Origin of the sequence: Thiomonas delicata (assembly GCF_900088825.1) — a bacterium.
GTDB lineage: Bacteria > Pseudomonadota > Gammaproteobacteria > Burkholderiales > Burkholderiaceae_C > Thiomonas_A > Thiomonas_A delicata.
This window is the reverse complement of the sequence record NZ_LT592170.1, coordinates 470,351-485,752: the sequence shown is the minus strand read 5'-3', so window position 1 is coordinate 485,752 and position 15,402 is coordinate 470,351. Positions and strand designations below refer to the sequence as shown.

Genomic DNA, 15,402 nt, shown 5'->3' with positions numbered 1-15,402 from the left:
GGTGGCTGCGAGTCGAGGGGTGTATAGGGGGCCGATGGCCTCGACGCCCCGCCAAGTCGCGGACCGGGGTATGCCGGCGCTGTGCTCAGGTGCGGCTTGCTTGGAGTGCGCCAAGGAGTGCGTCGGCCGTCGTCACCGTCGCCTGGCGCGGAAAGATCTTGCGGATCAGCACGTCGTGAACTTCCGCGTCGGCGTCGAGGCAGCAGTCGGCGAGGACGGTCAAGCGGTAGTCGGCGTCGGCCGCCTGGCGCAGCGTGGACAGCACGACGCCCGAGGTTGCGATGCCCGCGAGGATCAGATGCTGGATGTCGTGGCTGCGCAAGACGATGTCCAGGTCGGAACCCGAGAAAGCCGAAACCCGGCGCTTGACGACAACGACTTCGCCAGGCTGCGGCGCGACGCTTGCATGCACGCGCTGATCGACCAACCTGTCGCCTTCCTTCACCCGCGAAAAACCCGGATTTCTGGGGTTGATCTCGGGATGGCCTGGCCGGAAGGAGACGACCACGTAGATGACATGGACGCCGGCAACCCGTGCCGCGTCGGCTAATTTGCTCAGCCGGGTGAAGTATGTTTCGGTCGCATCGGGGTAGAGCGACACGATGCCGGGCTGCACATCCATGATGAGCAGCGCGGTGCGGCGCGGATCCAGAGGGTCGATGGGCATGGGGATGGCTGCGGGTCTGGGGAATCCGGCCATTGTCCATCACCGCAGCATGGGTTGAGCAAGCCCGCGCCGCGATGTGTGCCGAGCCCGGGCCCGAGGCGAGGCAACCCGCCTGCCTGCGGCCGAATCATGGAAGAGCAGGTCTGGCGTCAGAACGGCAACGCGTAGTCGATGGACAACGGGGCGTGGTCGGAAAAACGCTCGGCGGTGTAGATGGCTTCGCTACCGCGCTGCGCCAATGCCGCCACGCCAGGCGTGGCGAGGTGGTAGTCGATGCGCCAGCCCACGTTCTTCGCGCGCGCCTGGCCGCGGTTGCTCCACCAGGTGTATTGATCCGGGTTGGGGTTGAGGGCGCGGAACACGTCGACATAGCCGAGATCGTCGAGCACATGGCTCATCCAGGCGCGTTCCTCGGGCAGGAAGCCGCTGTTCTTGAGGTTGCCCTTCCAGTTCTTCAGATCGATTTCCTTGTGCGCGATGTTCACGTCCCCGCACAGGATCACCTCGCCCTGCGCCTTGAGCTCCTTCAGATGCTCCTCGAACACGGCGAGGAAGCGGAACTTGGCCTGCTGACGTTCCTCCGAACTGGAGCCGGAAGGGAAGTACGCCGAGACGAGCGCCAGCTGCATGCCTCCTGGCAGGCGGTAGCGCGCTTCCACATAGCGGCCCTCGGCGTCGAATTCGGAGGCGCCGAAGCCGATGCGCAGGGCGTCGGGCTCGTGCCGGAAATACAGGCCGACGCCGCTGTAACCCGCCTTCTCGGCATGGTGGAACGCGCCCTGCAGCCCGCCGAGGGTGCGCAGTTCGGGTTTCATGTCGGTGTCCAGAGCCTTGAGTTCCTGCACGCACAGCCAATCGGGGCGCGCGTGTTCACGCAGCCAGGCGTCCACGCCTTTGCTGGCCGCGGAGCGGATGCCGTTGAGGTTGAGGGTGGTGATGCGCAGCGGGGTGGAGTTCATGGGGCGGATTCTAGGAAGCCGGCTGCCCTAGACTATGCGGATCGGTGCCCGGCAGGCGCGGCGTGCGCAGTGGGCGGCATTCTGCTGCAATAGCGGCTGTTCGAGGCGGCTGCGGTCGAGCAAGCGTCAACCGGGCCATCCGCATGACGTTTGATGTTGGTTCCATGATGCGAGGCGATTGGTCGATGCAACTCCGCAGTGCCCTGTTCCTGTCCCTGTTGGCGGCGTCGCTGCCGGTGGTGGCGCGGGCCGAAATCTTCGTCTGCCGCACGGCGAGCGGGGCGACGGTGACGACGGATCATCTCAGCAGCGAATGCCTGCGCTACGGCGGCAAGGAGCTCAACCCCGATGGCAGCGTGCGGCGCCTCATCCTGACGCCGGCGCAGCGCGCGGAGCAGGAGGCCGCCGCGCAACAGCAGCGCAAGGTTCAAGAGTTGCAGCGCCAGAAGCAGCGCGAGGATCGTGCCCTGTTGCTGCGCTTTCCCGACCGCGCGGCTTTCGAGGCGGCCCAGCAAAGCGATCTGCAGACGCCGCGGTCGCTCATCGACAGCGCACGCAAGCGGCTGGCGCGCCTGGTGGCGCAGCGCAAGGAACTGGACCAGGAGGCCCAGTTCTACCCGGGCGGCAACTATCCGCTGGAGTTGCGCAGCAAGTTCGAGGAAAACAAGTTGCTGACGAAACAGGAGCAGTCCATGATCGTCGGGCAGGAGCAGGCGATGGCGCGCATTCGGGCCCAATACGCGCAGCAATTGCCGCACCTCAGGACGCTTTGGGCACGCCAGACGGCGGATCAGGCGCCCGGCGCGCAGCCCTGACGCCGTTGTTCCCGGCGCAGGCGCCCGTCAGGCGGCTGCGAGCGCGGCGCGCAGGGCGTCGCTCACCTGCTGCGGGTTGGCCCGCCCGCCGGTGGACTTCATCACCTGGCCGACCAGGGCGTTGAGCGCCTTGGCCTTGCCGGCGCGGTATTCCTCGACGTTCTTCGGGTTCGCCGCCAGCACCGCGGCCACGGCTTCGGCGATCGCGCTGCCGTCGCTGATCTGGCGCAGGCCGCGGGTTTCGATGATGGCGTCGACGTCGCCGCGCGTCTCTTCATCGGCGGACCACAGCGCGGCGAACACCTCGCGCGCGGTCTTGCCGGACAGCGTGCCGTCCTGCACGCGGGTGATGAGCAGCCCCAGTTGCCGCGCGCTCACGGGCGATGCGTCCAGTTCCAGTTCGGCGCGGTTGAGCTGGGCCGCGAGTTCGCCCATGATCCAGTTCGCCGCCAGCTTGGGCGCGCCGCAGGCCTGGGCGCAGGCTTCGAAGTAGGCGGCATGGGCGCGGCTTTGCGTGAGGTAGGCGGCGTCGATCTCGGGCAGGGCATAGTCGCGCACGAAACGCGCAGCCATCTGCGCGGGCAGCTCGGGCAGCGTGGCGCGCACCTCTTCGATCCAGGCGGGGGCGATGGTCAGCGGCGGCAGATCGGGGTCGGGGAAGTAGCGGTAGTCGTGCGAATCTTCCTTGGTGCGCATGGTGCGGGTCTCGCCGCGATCGGGGTCGAACAGGCGGGTCTCCTGGCGCACCCGGCCGCCATCCTCGATAAGTTCGATCTGGCGCTGCGCCTCGAAGGTGATGGCCTTTTCCAGGAAGCGGAAGCTGTTGAGGTTCTTGATCTCGCAGCGCGTGCCCAGCGGTTCGCCGGGGCGGCGCACCGAGACGTTGGCGTCGCAGCGGAACGATCCTTCCTGGAGGTTGCCGTCGCAAATATCCAGCCACACCACCAGGGCGTGCAGCGCGCGGGCGTAGGCGGCGGCCTCGGCCGCGCTGCGCATCACCGGCTCGCTCACCACCTCCAGCAGCGGCGTGCCGGCGCGGTTGAGGTCGATGCCGGTGGCGTCCTGGCCCTCGAAACTGATGCCGTGCACCGACTTGCCGGCATCCTCCTCCAGATGCGCGCGGGTGAGTTCGACCTGGCGCACCGCGCCGTTGAACAGGAAGGGCACGTGGCCGCCCTGCACCACGGGAATCTCGAACTGGCTGATCTGGTAGCCCTTGGGCAGGTCCGGGTAGAAATAGTTCTTGCGCGCGAACACCGACACGGGAGCGATGGTCGCTCCGACCGCCAGGCCGAGGCGGATGGCACGTTCGACCGCGGCGCGGTTGGCCACCGGCAAGGCGCCGGGCAAGGCCAGGTCGACCGCGCTGGCCTGCGTGTTGGGCGCGGCGCCGAATGCGGTGGGCGCGTCGGAGAACATCTTGGACGCCGTGGACAGCTGCACGTGCGTTTCCAGGCCGATGACGATTTCCCATGGGCTCGACATGCTCAGGCTCCGAGTTCGGGGGTGCGAAGATGCCAGTCCGTGGCGCGCTGGAACTGGTGCCCAGCGTGCAGCAGACGGTCCTCGGCGAAGTGCGGGCCGATGAGTTGCAGGCCCACCGGGCGCTTCGCATGCGCGCCCTGGCCGAAGCCGGCCGGAATGCTCATGCCGGGCAGGCCGGCGAGGCTGGCGGACAGGGTGTAGATGTCGGCCAGGTAATTGGCCAGCGGATCGGCCTTCTCGCCCAGGTTCCACGCCACGGTGGGAGACACCGGGCCGGCGACGATGTCGCACTCGCGGAAAGCCTGGAGGAAGTCTTCGGCGATGAGCCTGCGGATCTTCTGCGCCTGCAGGTAATAGGCGTCGTAGTAGCCGTGCGACAGCACATAGGTGCCGATGAGGATGCGCCGCTTGACCTCCGGGCCGAAGCCCTCGGCGCGGCTTTGCGCATACATCTCGGCCAGGTCGCGGTAGTTCGCCGCGCGGTGGCCGTAGCGCACGCCGTCGAAGCGCGAGAGATTGCTCGACGCCTCCGCCGGCGCCACCAGGTAGTAGGCGGGGATGGACAGCTCGGTGCGCGGCAGGGAGATGTCCACCAGCGTGGCGCCGAGGCTTGCGTAGACGTCCAGCGCCGCGCGCACCGCCAGCGCGACCTCATGGCTGAGGCCCTCGGCGAAGTACTCGCGCGGCAGGCCGATGCGCAGCCCGGCCAGGGGCTTGTCGGTGGACGCGCCGGAACGCGGGGCATCCAGTGATTCGGTGTAGCGCGGGACGGCGTGCTGCACGCTGGTGGAGTCGTGCGTGTCGAAGCCGGCCATGGCCTCGAGCAGCAGGGCGCAGTCCCAGGCCGTCTGCGCCAGCGGGCCGGCCTGGTCCAGGCTGGAGGCGAAGGCGATCATGCCGTAGCGCGAGCACAGCCCGTAGGTGGGCTTGATGCCGGTGACGCCGCACATCGCAGCCGGCTGACGGATGGAACCGCCGGTGTCGGTGCCGGTGGCCGCGGGCACGAGACGGGCGGCCACGGCGGCGGCCGAGCCGCCCGACGAGCCGCCCGGCACGGCCTGTGCATCCCAGGGGTTGCGCACCGGGCCGAAGGCGGAATTCTCGTTGGACGAGCCCATCGCGAATTCGTCCATATTGGTCTTGCCCAGCGCCACCATGCCGGCGCCGGCCGCGCCGAGGCGCTCGACCACCGTGGCGTCGAACGGGCTCATGTAGCCGGCCAGCATCTTCGAGCCGGCGGTGGATGGCATGCCGCGCGTGACGAACACATCCTTGTGGGCGACGGGCAGGCCGAGCAGCGGGCGGGCGTCGCCAGCGGCGCGCGCGGCATCCGCGGCGCGCGCCTGGCGCAAGGCCTCGTCCGCCGCGACGTGCAGGAAGGCGCCGAGGCCGGCATGCGTCTCGATGCGACGCAGGTGTTCGCGCACCAGTTCCTCGCTCGACAGCTGGCCGGCGCGCAGGGCGGCGGCCTGGGCGCGCAGATCCAATGCGGCGACGTTTGCGCGAGGCGGCATCATTCCACCACCCTAGGCACGACGAACAGGCCTTCCTGCGAGGCGGGCGCGTTGGCCAGCGCGGCGTCGCGGATGCCGGGCGCCGCCGCAATGTCCTGGCGCAGGCGCAGCGGCAAATCCATCGTTGCCGACAGGGGATGCGCCAGCGGCTCGACGCCGGCGGTGTCCACCGCGCGCATGCGCTCGACGATGGCGAAAAAGTCGTTGATCTGGGCCAGCATCGACGTTTGCTCCTCTGGGCTCAGGCGCAGGCGGGCGAGGCTGGCGATGCGGTCGAGGTCGCTGTGTTGCAGGGACATGGCGGGATGCGTGGCGGACCGTGGCAGGGGGAGCGAAACCCCATGCGCGGGGATGTGCGCCGGGGCGGTGAAAAACGAACATTCTACGAGGCGGCATCGGCTACCATGCCAAGATTGTCCGCGACAAAATCGAGCGTTCGATTCAGGTTTTGTTGCCTTTTTTGCGCACATTCAACCCCAGTAACCGCCATGTTCGGACTTTTTCGACGGTATTTTTCCACCGATCTGGCCATCGATCTCGGTACGGCCAACACGCTCATCTACGTGCGCGGCAAGGGCATCGTGCTCGACGAGCCGTCGGTGGTGGCCATTCGCCACGAGGGCGGCCCCAACGGCAAGAAGACCATCCAGGCCGTGGGCCGCGAGGCCAAGGCCATGCTGGGCCGCGTGCCGGGCAACATCGAGGCCATCCGGCCGATGAAGGACGGCGTCATCGCCGACTTCACCGTGACCGAGCAGATGCTCAAGCAGTTCATCAAGATGGTGCACGAGACCACGCTGTTCAAACCCAGCCCGCGCATCATCATCTGCGTGCCCTGCGGCTCCACCCAGGTCGAGCGCCGCGCCATCCGCGAGTCCGCGCTGGGCGCCGGCGCCAGCGAGGTCTACCTGATCGAGGAGCCCATGGCGGCGGCCATCGGCTCGGGCCTGCCGGTGAGCGAAGCCAGCGGCTCGATGGTGGTGGACATCGGCGGCGGCACCACCGAGGTGGGCGTCATCTCGCTGGGCGGCATGGTCTACAAGGGCAGCGTCCGGGTGGGCGGCGACAAGTTCGACGAGGCCATCCTCAACTACATCCGCCGCAACTACGGCATGCTCATCGGCGAGCCGACCGCCGAGGCCATCAAGAAGGACATCGGCTCGGCCTTCCCCGGCTCCGAGGTCAAGGAGATGGAAGTCAAGGGCCGCAATCTGTCGGAGGGCGTGCCGCGCAGCTTCACCATCTCCAGCAACGAGATTCTCGAGGCGCTGACCGACCCGCTGAACCAGATCGTCTCGGCGGTGAAGAACGCCCTGGAGCAGACCCCGCCCGAGCTCGGCGCCGACATCGCCGAACGCGGCATGATGCTTACCGGCGGCGGCGCCCTGCTGCGCGACCTGGACCGCCTGCTCGCCGAGGAAACCGGCCTGCCGGTGCTGGTCGCCGAGGATCCGCTGACCTGCGTGGCGCGCGGCTGCGGCATGGCCCTCGAGCGCATGGACCGTCTGGGCACCATCTTCACCTCGGAGTGAATCGGCCGGGCGGTGGCGTGCGGCGCCACGCCGTGCGCCGGCAAGACGCCAAACACCGTTCGAGTCCGCATCGCAAGATGCCGTATTGCTGACAGGCTCCGACCACGCCATGGCCTTTCAAACCCTGGAGCGCACGCCGCCGCCGTTCTTCCGGCAAGGCCCTTCCGCGTTCACGCGGCTGGCGTTCTATGCCGCGCTGTCGCTGCTGCTCATGGCGATGGACGCGCGCTGGCATCTGGTTTCCCCGCTGCGCCGGGTCATCGCCACGGTGATCGAGCCGGCCGTGCAGATCGCGCGAGCGCCGGGCCTGGCGCTCGGGGCGATGGCCGGTTATTTCGAGTCGCTGCGCGAGGCGCAGCAGGACGCCGACGCCCAGCGCAAGGCCAATGTGCAACTCGCGCTGAAGGCCGAACTCGCCAGCCAGTTGCAAAGCGAGAATGCCAGCCTGCGCGCGCTGCTCAAGCTCAAGCAGAGCGTGCCGATCCATTCCATCGCCGCGGAGATCGTGGCGCAGGCCAGCGACCCGTTCTCGCGCAAGTTGTTCATCGACCGCGGTAGCCTGGCCGGGGTGACGCTGGGCTCGCCGGTGATCGACGAAACCGGACTGCTCGGCCAGGTCACGCAGGTCGATCCGATCAGCTCGCAGGTGACGCTGGTCACCGACCGCGATTCCGCCGTGCCGGTCGAGGTGGCGCGCGACGGCCAGCGCGGCATCCTGGCCGGCGATGCCGACGCCACGGCCGGCGGCATGGAACTGCGCTGGCAGGCGAGCGACACCGATGTGCGGGTGGGAGACATCCTGGTGACCAGCGGACTGGACGGCATCTACCCTGCCGGCCTTGCCGTGGCCCGCGTGACCGAGGTGCAGCGGCGGCCCGACGCGGCCTTCGCACGGGTGTTGTGCGCGCCGCTGGCGCATGTCAACGGGGGGCGCCACGTGCTGGTGCTCAAGCCCCTGGCGCCGCTGGCCATGGCGCCGGCGCCCGCCGCAGCCAAGCGCGGCGTTCCCGCGCATCCATGAGCCTGAACACGTCTTCCATGCGTATGCGACTGTCCTCGCGCCGCTCCCCGGGATCGAAACCCGGCGAGGGTGCCGGGCGGGGAGAGGTGCTGCTGCTTGCGGCGCGGCCCTGGTTCATCTGGGGCAGTCTGCTGGTGGCCTTGCTGGTGGAGTTCTTGCCGTTGGGGCGGCACCCCTGGCTGCCCGATGTTCTCGCTGCCACGCTGGTGTTCTGGGCCGTGCATCAGCCGCGCCGCGTGGGGATCGGGGCGGGCTTCCTGCTCGGCCTGCTGGTGGACGTGCAGCAAGGCGCGCTGCTGGGCGAGCATGCGCTGGCGTATACCCTGCTGGCATTCCTGGCCGTGGCGCTGCACAGGCGGCTGCTGTGGTTTTCGCTGCCGCAGCAGGCCTTGCAGGTGCTGCCGCTGTTCTTCGCAGCGCAAATCCTGGAATTCATCGTGCGCATGGCCACCGGAGGCAGTTTCCCCGGATGGAGTTTTTTTCTGGCCCCCGTGCTGCAGGCTCTGCTCTGGCCTGGCCTGAGCTGGCTGCTGCTGGCGCCGCAGCGCCGTGCACCCGACACGGACCAGAATCGGCCGCTGTGAAGCGCCGCATCGAACTTCGCCGCATGACCAGGCACCAACCATGGTGAACGCGATTTCGAGAACCCTGCCGCGTCGCGCAGCGTCCGGCATGCCGGTGCGGAGGACGTGCCGACATGGCTGAACTGAAGAACGTCGAGCGGGAACTGCAGCGCTTTCGGCGCCGGCTCATCGTGGCCGCGCTGGTGGTGGTGCTGAGTTTCGCGCTGCTCATCGGGCGCTGGCTGTGGCTGCAGGTTCTGCGCCATCGGCAGTATTCCCTGCAGGCGCAGGACAACCGCATCGCCATCGTGCCGCTGGTGCCCACGCGCGGGCTCATCCTCGACCGCAACGGCATTCTGCTGGCCAACAACTTCGCGGCCTACACCCTGGAAATCACGCCGAGCAAGACGCGCGGCCTGGAAGCAACCATCGCAGCACTGCGCTCCATCCTGCCGATTTCGGCATTCGAGGAGCGGCGTTTTCGCAACCTGCTGAGCATGAGCCGCAGCTTCGAGGCCACGCCGATCCGCAACAAGCTCACCGATGCCGAGGTGGCGCGTTTCGTCGCGCAGCGCTTTCGCTTCCCCGGCGTGGACGTTCGCGCCAGGCTGTTCCGCAGCTACCCGCTCGGGGCGCTGGCCAGTCACGCCATCGGCTACATCGGCCGCATCGGGCCGAACGAGCAGGCCAGGATTGCCGACAGCGACGAGGCTTCCAACTATCAGGGCACCGACCACATCGGCAAGACGGGCGTGGAGCTGCAATACGAGGAGCAGCTCCACGGCATCGCCGGCTTCGAGGAGGTGGAGGTCAACGCCGTGGGCAGGCCCGTGCGCAGGCTGCGCAGCGTTCCCGCGGTGCCCGGCAGCACCCTGGTGCTGTCGCTCGACATCCGCCTGCAGAAGCTGGCCGAGGATTTGTACGGCAACCGCACCGGCGCCTGCGTGGTGATGGACCCTCGATCCGGCGAGGTGCTCGCCTTCGTGTCCATGCCCACCTACGACCCCAACCTGTTCGTCGAGGGCATCGATCCCGAGAACTGGAACGCGCTCAACACGGATCCGCGCAAACCCCTGCTCAACCGCGTGCTGCGCGGCACCTTTCCGCCCGGCTCCACCTACAAGCCCTACCTGGCGCTGGGCGCCCTGTCCCTGGGCATCCGCACGCCGAACTACACGCTGAACGATCCCGGCTACTTCATGCTCGGCAAGCACAAATTCCGCGACGACGTGCCCGGCGGCCACGGCCGGGTCGACATGCACAAGGCCATCGCGGTGTCGTGCGACACCTATTTCTACATGGTGGCCAACGATTGGGGCGTGGACGGCATGCACGACTACACGCGCAAGTTCGGCTTCGGCCTGCCTACCGGCATCGACCTGCCCGACGAAGCCAGGGGCCTGCTGCCGTCCAAGGCCTGGAAGCGCCGCGCCTACAAGAATCCCGAGCAGCAGCGCTGGTATCCGGGCGAGACCATCAGCCTGGGAATCGGCCAGGGCTACAACAGCTTCACGCCGATCCAGATGGCCAACGCCCTGGCCGCCATGGCCAACCGGGGCACGCGCTACAAGCCGCGCATAGTCAGGATGGTGGAGAACATGCGGTCGCGCCGTTTCGAGCCCACCGCCTTGCGCGTGGCCGAAAGGGTCGATCCGCCGCCGGCGATGTGGCAGGTGGTTCACGACGGCATGGTGGCCGTGAACACCGAGCCCGACGGCACCGCCTACGCCGTGTTCAAGGACGCTCCTTACACCAGCGCCGGAAAGACCGGCACGGCCCAGGTGTTCACCGTGGGGCAGAACCAGAAATACAACGCGTCCGATCTGGCGCGGCATCTGCTGGACCACGCGCTGTACACCGTCTTCGCCCCGGCGGACAATCCCACCGTGTGCGTGGCGCTGATCGTCGAGCACGCCGGGTGGGGAGCCGAGGCGGCCGCGCCCATCGCGCGCAAGCTGGTGGACTATCACCTGCTGGGGACGTATCCGAGCGAGGCCGAAATCGAGAAGATCTCCGGCGTCAAGCCGCAACCCGTTCAATTCCAATACGCCGGCGGCAAGAACGGCGTGCCCGACGTGCCGGGAGCGAAGATGCCGGCGCCGGGCGCGGCGGCATCTTCTGCCGTTGGCGCGCGGCGCGCGGCGCAGGCCAGGGACGCAGGTCGGGCACGTGCGCAGGCACCGGGCGCCAAGCCGGCGTCCGCGCCCGCCATCCGGCCCTGGCCGNCACGCGCTGTACACCGTCTTCGCCCCGGCGGACAATCCCACCGTGTGCGTGGCGCTGATCGTCGAGCACGCCGGGTGGGGAGCCGAGGCGGCCGCGCCCATCGCGCGCAAGCTGGTGGACTATCACCTGCTGGGGACGTATCCGAGCGAGGCCGAAATCGAGAAGATCTCCGGCGTCAAGCCGCAACCCGTTCAATTCCAATACGCCGGCGGCAAGAACGGCGTGCCCGACGTGCCGGGAGCGAAGATGCCGGCGCCGGGCGCGGCGGCATCTTCTGCCGTTGGCGCGCGGCGCGCGGCGCAGGCCAGGGACGCAGGTCGGGCACGTGCGCAGGCACCGGGCGCCAAGCCGGCGTCCGCGCCCGCCATCCGGCCCTGGCCGGCGCCCGCATCCGCGCCGGCCGCTGGCGCGCAGCCCATCGCCGCCGAGACCTTGCGGCATGGGCGCTACGCCCGGCCGGGTTGCGAGCCCGGGCCCTTGTTCACCCGCTTTGGCGCGCGCGCCGACAATCCGGACCCGGACGAAGGGGTTCGCCTGTGAGCACCGTCATCAACCGCCCGCCGCTGTGGCGCCGCCTCAGGCCCTATGTCACCGGCTTCGACGGCCCGCTGCTCACGGGCCTGCTGACCCTGGTGGCGATCGGCTGCGTGGTGCTGTTCTCGGCCCTGCAGGGGCAAAACATCAGCTTCACCGACCAGCTCCGCAACCTTGGCGTGGCGTTCATCGTGCTGATCATCGTCGCGCAGATTCCGCCGCAGCGGCTGATGCAGGTGGCCGTGCCGCTTTACGTCTTCGGCGTGACGCTTCTGCTGGCGACGGCGATGTTCGGCCTGGTGCGCAAGGGCGCGCGGCGCTGGCTCAACGTCGGCGTGGTGATCCAGCCCTCGGAGATCATGAAGATCGCCATGCCGCTGATGCTGGCCTGGTACTTCCAGAAGCGCGAGGGTTTCATCCGCTTGAAGGACTACGCGATCGCCGCGCTGCTGCTCGCCATTCCCGTCGGGCTCATCATGAAACAGCCCGACCTGGGCACGGCCATGCTGGTGCTGTCCACCGGGTTCTTCGTCATTTTCTTCGCCGGGCTTTCCTGGCGGGTGCTGGGCCTGCTCGCGCTTGGCGCGGCGGCTGCCGCGCCGGTGCTATGGCACTTCATGCACGACTACCAGCGCCAGCGCATCCTGATGCTGCTCGACCCGCAGACCGATCCGCTGGGCACCGGCTTCAACATCATCCAGTCCATGATCGCGATCGGCTCGGGCGGCGTGTGGGGCCAGGGTTATCTGCACGGCACCCAGGCGCACCTGAATTTCGTGCCCGAATCGCATACCGACTTCGTGTTCGCCGTGCTGGCCGAGGAATGGGGCCTGGCCGGCAACATCGTGCTGGTGCTCGCCTACCTGTTCTTCATCGTGCGGGGCCTGATGATCGCGGCCGGCGCGCCGACGATGTTCTCCCGCCTCCTGGCCGGGTCCATCACCATGATTTTCTTCACCTACGCCTTCGTCAACATGGGCATGGTTTCAGGCATCTTGCCCGTGGTGGGCGTGCCGCTGCCTTTCATCAGCTATGGCGGCACGGCGCTGGTGACGCTGATGCTGGGCACCGGCATCCTGCTGTCCATCGCCAAATCGAAGCGCCTGATCCAGAGTTGAACCCCCTACGTTGCCGGCCGCACAGAACCACTGCGGCGGCCGGGTTCACAGTACCTGATCTGTCTGCGCTCGACTCAAGCGGTGTTTTTTGTCCTGTGGGGCATCGTCATGGCCGCCACGCCGGCGACAACGCAGATCAATCCAATCCAGGCTGTTGGAGCCAGGGATTCCCCAAGAAACATCATGCTCAGGGCGACGCCAATCGGAACGCGCAAATACGCTTGGGCCGTCGTGCCTACGGAACCGAGCGTTTGCACTAGGCGAAAGTAAATCACGAAGGCCGCGGCGGTCGAGAACACCGAGAGGGCGAGGAGCGCCCCTAGCGAGGACATGGAAGGATGCAATGTCCAAGGGTGATCAAAGGTCAGGCTGGCAGGAATCAGCAGCGCGGCACCCAGCAGCATCGAGCCGGCAGCCGGAACTGCGGGCGGCAGGCCATGGAACGAGCGCCCATAAATCGCGGCACCGGCATAGCAAACGGAAGCGGCAACAATCGCAAGCTGAGGGATGGCTTGGTTCCCGAGGCCGCTCAGCACGCTTGTGCCGACGATCAGGCAAATGCCCGCGAGTCCAATGGCGACGCCGAACAGTTTTCGTGGCGGGACATGCTCATGCTTGGTGATGAGCCAAGTTGCGACGAACGCAAACACGGGCGACGCTGAGTTCAGAATGGTCGCCAGTCCCGCCTCGACGGATCGTTCGGCCCATGCGATGAGCGTAAACGGGACGACGCTGTTCAACATCGCCTGGACAAAAAACCGCCGCCAGAGTGCCGGTTCACGCGGGATGGAGATGCCGCGCATCGTCATCCACGCGGCGAGCAGAGAGCCGGCAATGAGCGTCCGGGCTGCGATCAGTGTCAGCGGAGGTATCGTGACAACGCTAAGCCGGATGAATGTGTAAGACGCTCCCCAAAGTGTGGCGAGCGTCAACAGCAGAACGACATCCAAGGGCGAGCGCTTTGCCTGGGCTTCGGTGGTTCGTGTATCGCGGGTCATGGGGGCGTGGCGACATGGAGATGCTGCCATTCTTCTGCGATGCCGCAAAGCGTGCTTCGGTCTACGCCGAAGCGAAAGGCTCTCGCGGCGGCCACAATCGCGGCATCGCAACCGTGGACAGAGACACTCCGCCATGACCCAGGACATCGACATCGCCCGCATCGCCGCGCTGGTCGGCGAGCCCGCGCGCGCCGCCATGCTGCTGGCGCTGGGAGACGGCAGGGCCCTGCCGGCGGGCGAGCTGGCGGCTTGCGCCGCGGTCAGCGCTCCCACCGCCAGCGGCCATCTCGGCGCGCTGCGCGAGGCGGGTCTGCTCGAGGTGGTGCAGCAGGGCCGCCACCGCTACTACCGTCTTGCCTCGGCGCAGATCGCCGCGCTGCTGGAGTCGCTGATGCTGGTGGCAGCGCAGAATCCGGCGCGCATCGCGCCCCCGCGCGTTGATCCGCTGCTGCAGGCGGCGCGCACCTGCTACAGCCATCTCGCCGGTCGGCTCGGCGTCGCGTTATGCGACGCGCTGCAGCGCAGGCAATGCATCCGGATCGAGGACGACATCGCGCACCTCACGCCGGACGGCATCCGTTTCCTGGGCGATTTCGGCTTGGATGCCGCGCGTTTGCGCCGCCATCCGTTTTCCAAGACCTGCATCGACTGGAGCGAGCGACGCCACCATCTCGGCCCCCCGGTCGGCATCGCGCTGTATCGGCGCTGCCTCGACTTGGGCTGGGTCCGTCACCAGCTGGACAGCCGCGCGGTCCGCCTCACCCAGGCGGGAGTCGCCGGGTTCGCATCCACTTTCGGGGTCAGCGTGGAGGCATGACCCCGGGAGGCCTGCGGCATGCGCCACAATGCGCCCATGCTCGAAAACATGACATCTCCCTTGCGCCAAGCGCTGGCGCGGCAGGTCCGCCAACTGGCCGGAGACAGCCGCGCGGCGCTGGACTTCACCCAGCCGGCCGGAGATCCCGGCTGGTTCGGCCCCGATACCGTCAGCTGGCGCGTGCATGCCGACTTCGTCGCGATGATGACCGGCGGCGTGGCCGCGCTGCTGCTGCAGGCGCTGCACCCGCTGGCGCTGGCGGCGGTCTGGGACTATTCCGATTTCCGCGCCGATCTGCGCGGCCGGCTGCACCGCACCGCGCTGTTCATCGCCACCACGACCTATGGCCCCAGCGCGGCGGCGCAGGCGGCGGTCGAGCGGGTGCGCGCCATCCACGCGCGCGTGCGCGGCACCGCTCCCGACGGTCGCCCCTACGCGGCGGACGACCCGCACCTGCTGACCTTCATCCACATCGCCGAGGTGTATTGCTTCGCCAGCGCCTACGACGGGCTCGTGTCGCGGCTGCCGGATGCGCAGCGCGATGCCTATGTGGATGAAATGGCGCGCGTGCCCCTGGCGCTGGGCGCCCGGGACGTGCCACGCGATTGGGCCGGCCTGCTTGCGGCGCTCCAGCGGTATCAGCCCGAGCTGCGCGGCGGCGCGCGGCCCCAGGCCATCCTGCGGCTGCTGCGCAGCATGGCCAGTCACCCGCAAAGCCGCCCGGCCACGCGGAGCGCGGTGGACCGGCTGCTGGCCGCCTTGGGCGGACGCGTGAACGATGTGCCGGTGAAACTCATGGTGCAGGCGGCCGGGTCATTGTTGCCTGAGCCGGCGCGTGAGCTTTATGGCCTGTCCGACAGGTCCATGCTGCCCACGGCCGCGGCGCATACCGCTTTGCGCGCCTGTGTGCCCTTGATGCGCTGGGCCTTGCGCGACGGGGTGGCGGCACAGGCCAGGAGGCGGGTTGGCGCCGCCTGAATGCCGGTGCCGTCATCGTCTTGTGTCAAGCTGGAGCCATGCATGGCTCGCTGGATACTGTCTGATGTATATGACGTTGAGCGGCGGGGTTAGGCGGCGGATAATCCATCATTGAATTCGGTAATCCTGATCTAAACAATTTGTTGGACTTGTCGTGCATTTTGCGCAGAATGCG

The 15,402-nt window shown here is 68.0% G+C and carries 13 protein-coding genes; 7 read left to right on the top strand and 6 right to left on the bottom strand.

Features of this window, described 5'->3' with window-relative positions:
- Positions 1 to 85 precede the first annotated feature (85 nt).
- Together THIARS_RS02320 and THIARS_RS02315 are read right to left on the bottom strand one after the other, a co-directional pair.
- Positions 86 to 667 (bottom strand): cysteine hydrolase family protein, encoded by a 582-nt coding sequence (locus tag THIARS_RS02320; protein ID WP_094159296.1) that lies wholly within the window; start codon positions 665 to 667, stop codon positions 86 to 88.
- 149 nt (positions 668 to 816) lie between these two features.
- Positions 817 to 1,626 carry an exodeoxyribonuclease III gene (locus tag THIARS_RS02315; RefSeq protein WP_094159295.1) on the bottom strand — a complete coding sequence of 270 codons (810 nt, stop codon included), beginning with the start codon at positions 1,624 to 1,626 and terminating at the stop codon, positions 817 to 819.
- Between the two features lie 185 nt (positions 1,627 to 1,811).
- Between THIARS_RS02315 and THIARS_RS02310 the strand changes: the two genes are divergently transcribed.
- Entirely contained in the window at positions 1,812 to 2,441 is a 630-nt protein-coding gene (locus tag THIARS_RS02310; protein WP_141202314.1) for a hypothetical protein, read from the top strand.
- Between the two features lie 27 nt (positions 2,442 to 2,468).
- Here THIARS_RS02310 and gatB read toward each other — a convergent pair whose 3' ends face one another.
- The 3 genes from gatB to gatC are packed head-to-tail and all read right to left on the bottom strand — an operon-like array spanning position 2,469 to position 5,739.
- Positions 2,469 to 3,926, bottom strand: coding sequence for an Asp-tRNA(Asn)/Glu-tRNA(Gln) amidotransferase subunit GatB (gatB, locus tag THIARS_RS02305; protein WP_094159293.1), 1,458 nt, complete (start codon positions 3,924 to 3,926; stop codon positions 2,469 to 2,471).
- A 2-nt stretch (positions 3,927 to 3,928) separates the two neighbouring features.
- Positions 3,929 to 5,440, bottom strand: a complete 1,512-nt coding sequence (gatA, locus tag THIARS_RS02300; protein ID WP_094160575.1) for an Asp-tRNA(Asn)/Glu-tRNA(Gln) amidotransferase subunit GatA — start codon at positions 5,438 to 5,440, stop codon at positions 3,929 to 3,931.
- Positions 5,440 to 5,739: an Asp-tRNA(Asn)/Glu-tRNA(Gln) amidotransferase subunit GatC gene (gene gatC / locus THIARS_RS02295; RefSeq protein WP_094159292.1), complete on the bottom strand. Its 300-nt coding sequence runs from the start codon at positions 5,737 to 5,739 to the stop codon at positions 5,440 to 5,442. The genes gatA and gatC overlap by 1 nt, the downstream gene beginning before the upstream one ends.
- Before the next feature lie 189 nt (positions 5,740 to 5,928).
- Here gatC and THIARS_RS02290 point away from each other — a divergent pair, with 189 nt between their 5' ends.
- From THIARS_RS02290 to mrdA, 4 genes are all read left to right on the top strand, one after another.
- Complete coding sequence (locus THIARS_RS02290) at positions 5,929 to 6,972, top strand: rod shape-determining protein (RefSeq protein WP_094159291.1); 1,044 nt, start codon at positions 5,929 to 5,931, stop codon at positions 6,970 to 6,972.
- Between the two features lie 109 nt (positions 6,973 to 7,081).
- Positions 7,082 to 7,993 (top strand): rod shape-determining protein MreC, encoded by a 912-nt coding sequence (mreC, locus tag THIARS_RS02285; RefSeq protein WP_094160574.1) that lies wholly within the window; start codon positions 7,082 to 7,084, stop codon positions 7,991 to 7,993.
- Positions 7,994 to 8,016: 23 nt separating this feature from the next.
- Positions 8,017 to 8,577, top strand: coding sequence for a rod shape-determining protein MreD (gene mreD, locus THIARS_RS02280; RefSeq protein WP_094159290.1), 561 nt, complete (start codon positions 8,017 to 8,019; stop codon positions 8,575 to 8,577).
- A 113-nt stretch (positions 8,578 to 8,690) separates the two neighbouring features.
- On the top strand, positions 8,691 to 12,434 hold the full coding sequence (gene mrdA, locus THIARS_RS02275) for a penicillin-binding protein 2 (protein ID WP_094159289.1): 3,744 nt from the start codon (positions 8,691 to 8,693) through the stop codon (positions 12,432 to 12,434).
- A gap of 74 nt (positions 12,435 to 12,508) precedes the next feature.
- Here mrdA and THIARS_RS02270 read toward each other — a convergent pair whose 3' ends face one another.
- Positions 12,509 to 13,432 carry a DMT family transporter gene (locus THIARS_RS02270; RefSeq protein WP_094159288.1) on the bottom strand — a complete coding sequence of 308 codons (924 nt, stop codon included), beginning with the start codon at positions 13,430 to 13,432 and terminating at the stop codon, positions 12,509 to 12,511.
- Between the two features lie 133 nt (positions 13,433 to 13,565).
- Here THIARS_RS02270 and THIARS_RS02265 point away from each other — a divergent pair, with 133 nt between their 5' ends.
- Positions 13,566 to 14,249: an ArsR/SmtB family transcription factor gene (locus THIARS_RS02265; protein WP_094159287.1), complete on the top strand. Its 684-nt coding sequence runs from the start codon at positions 13,566 to 13,568 to the stop codon at positions 14,247 to 14,249.
- A gap of 48 nt (positions 14,250 to 14,297) precedes the next feature.
- On the top strand, positions 14,298 to 15,227 hold the full coding sequence (locus tag THIARS_RS02260; protein WP_186436539.1) for an oxygenase MpaB family protein: 930 nt from the start codon (positions 14,298 to 14,300) through the stop codon (positions 15,225 to 15,227).
- The last annotated feature ends 175 nt before the right edge of the window (positions 15,228 to 15,402 follow it).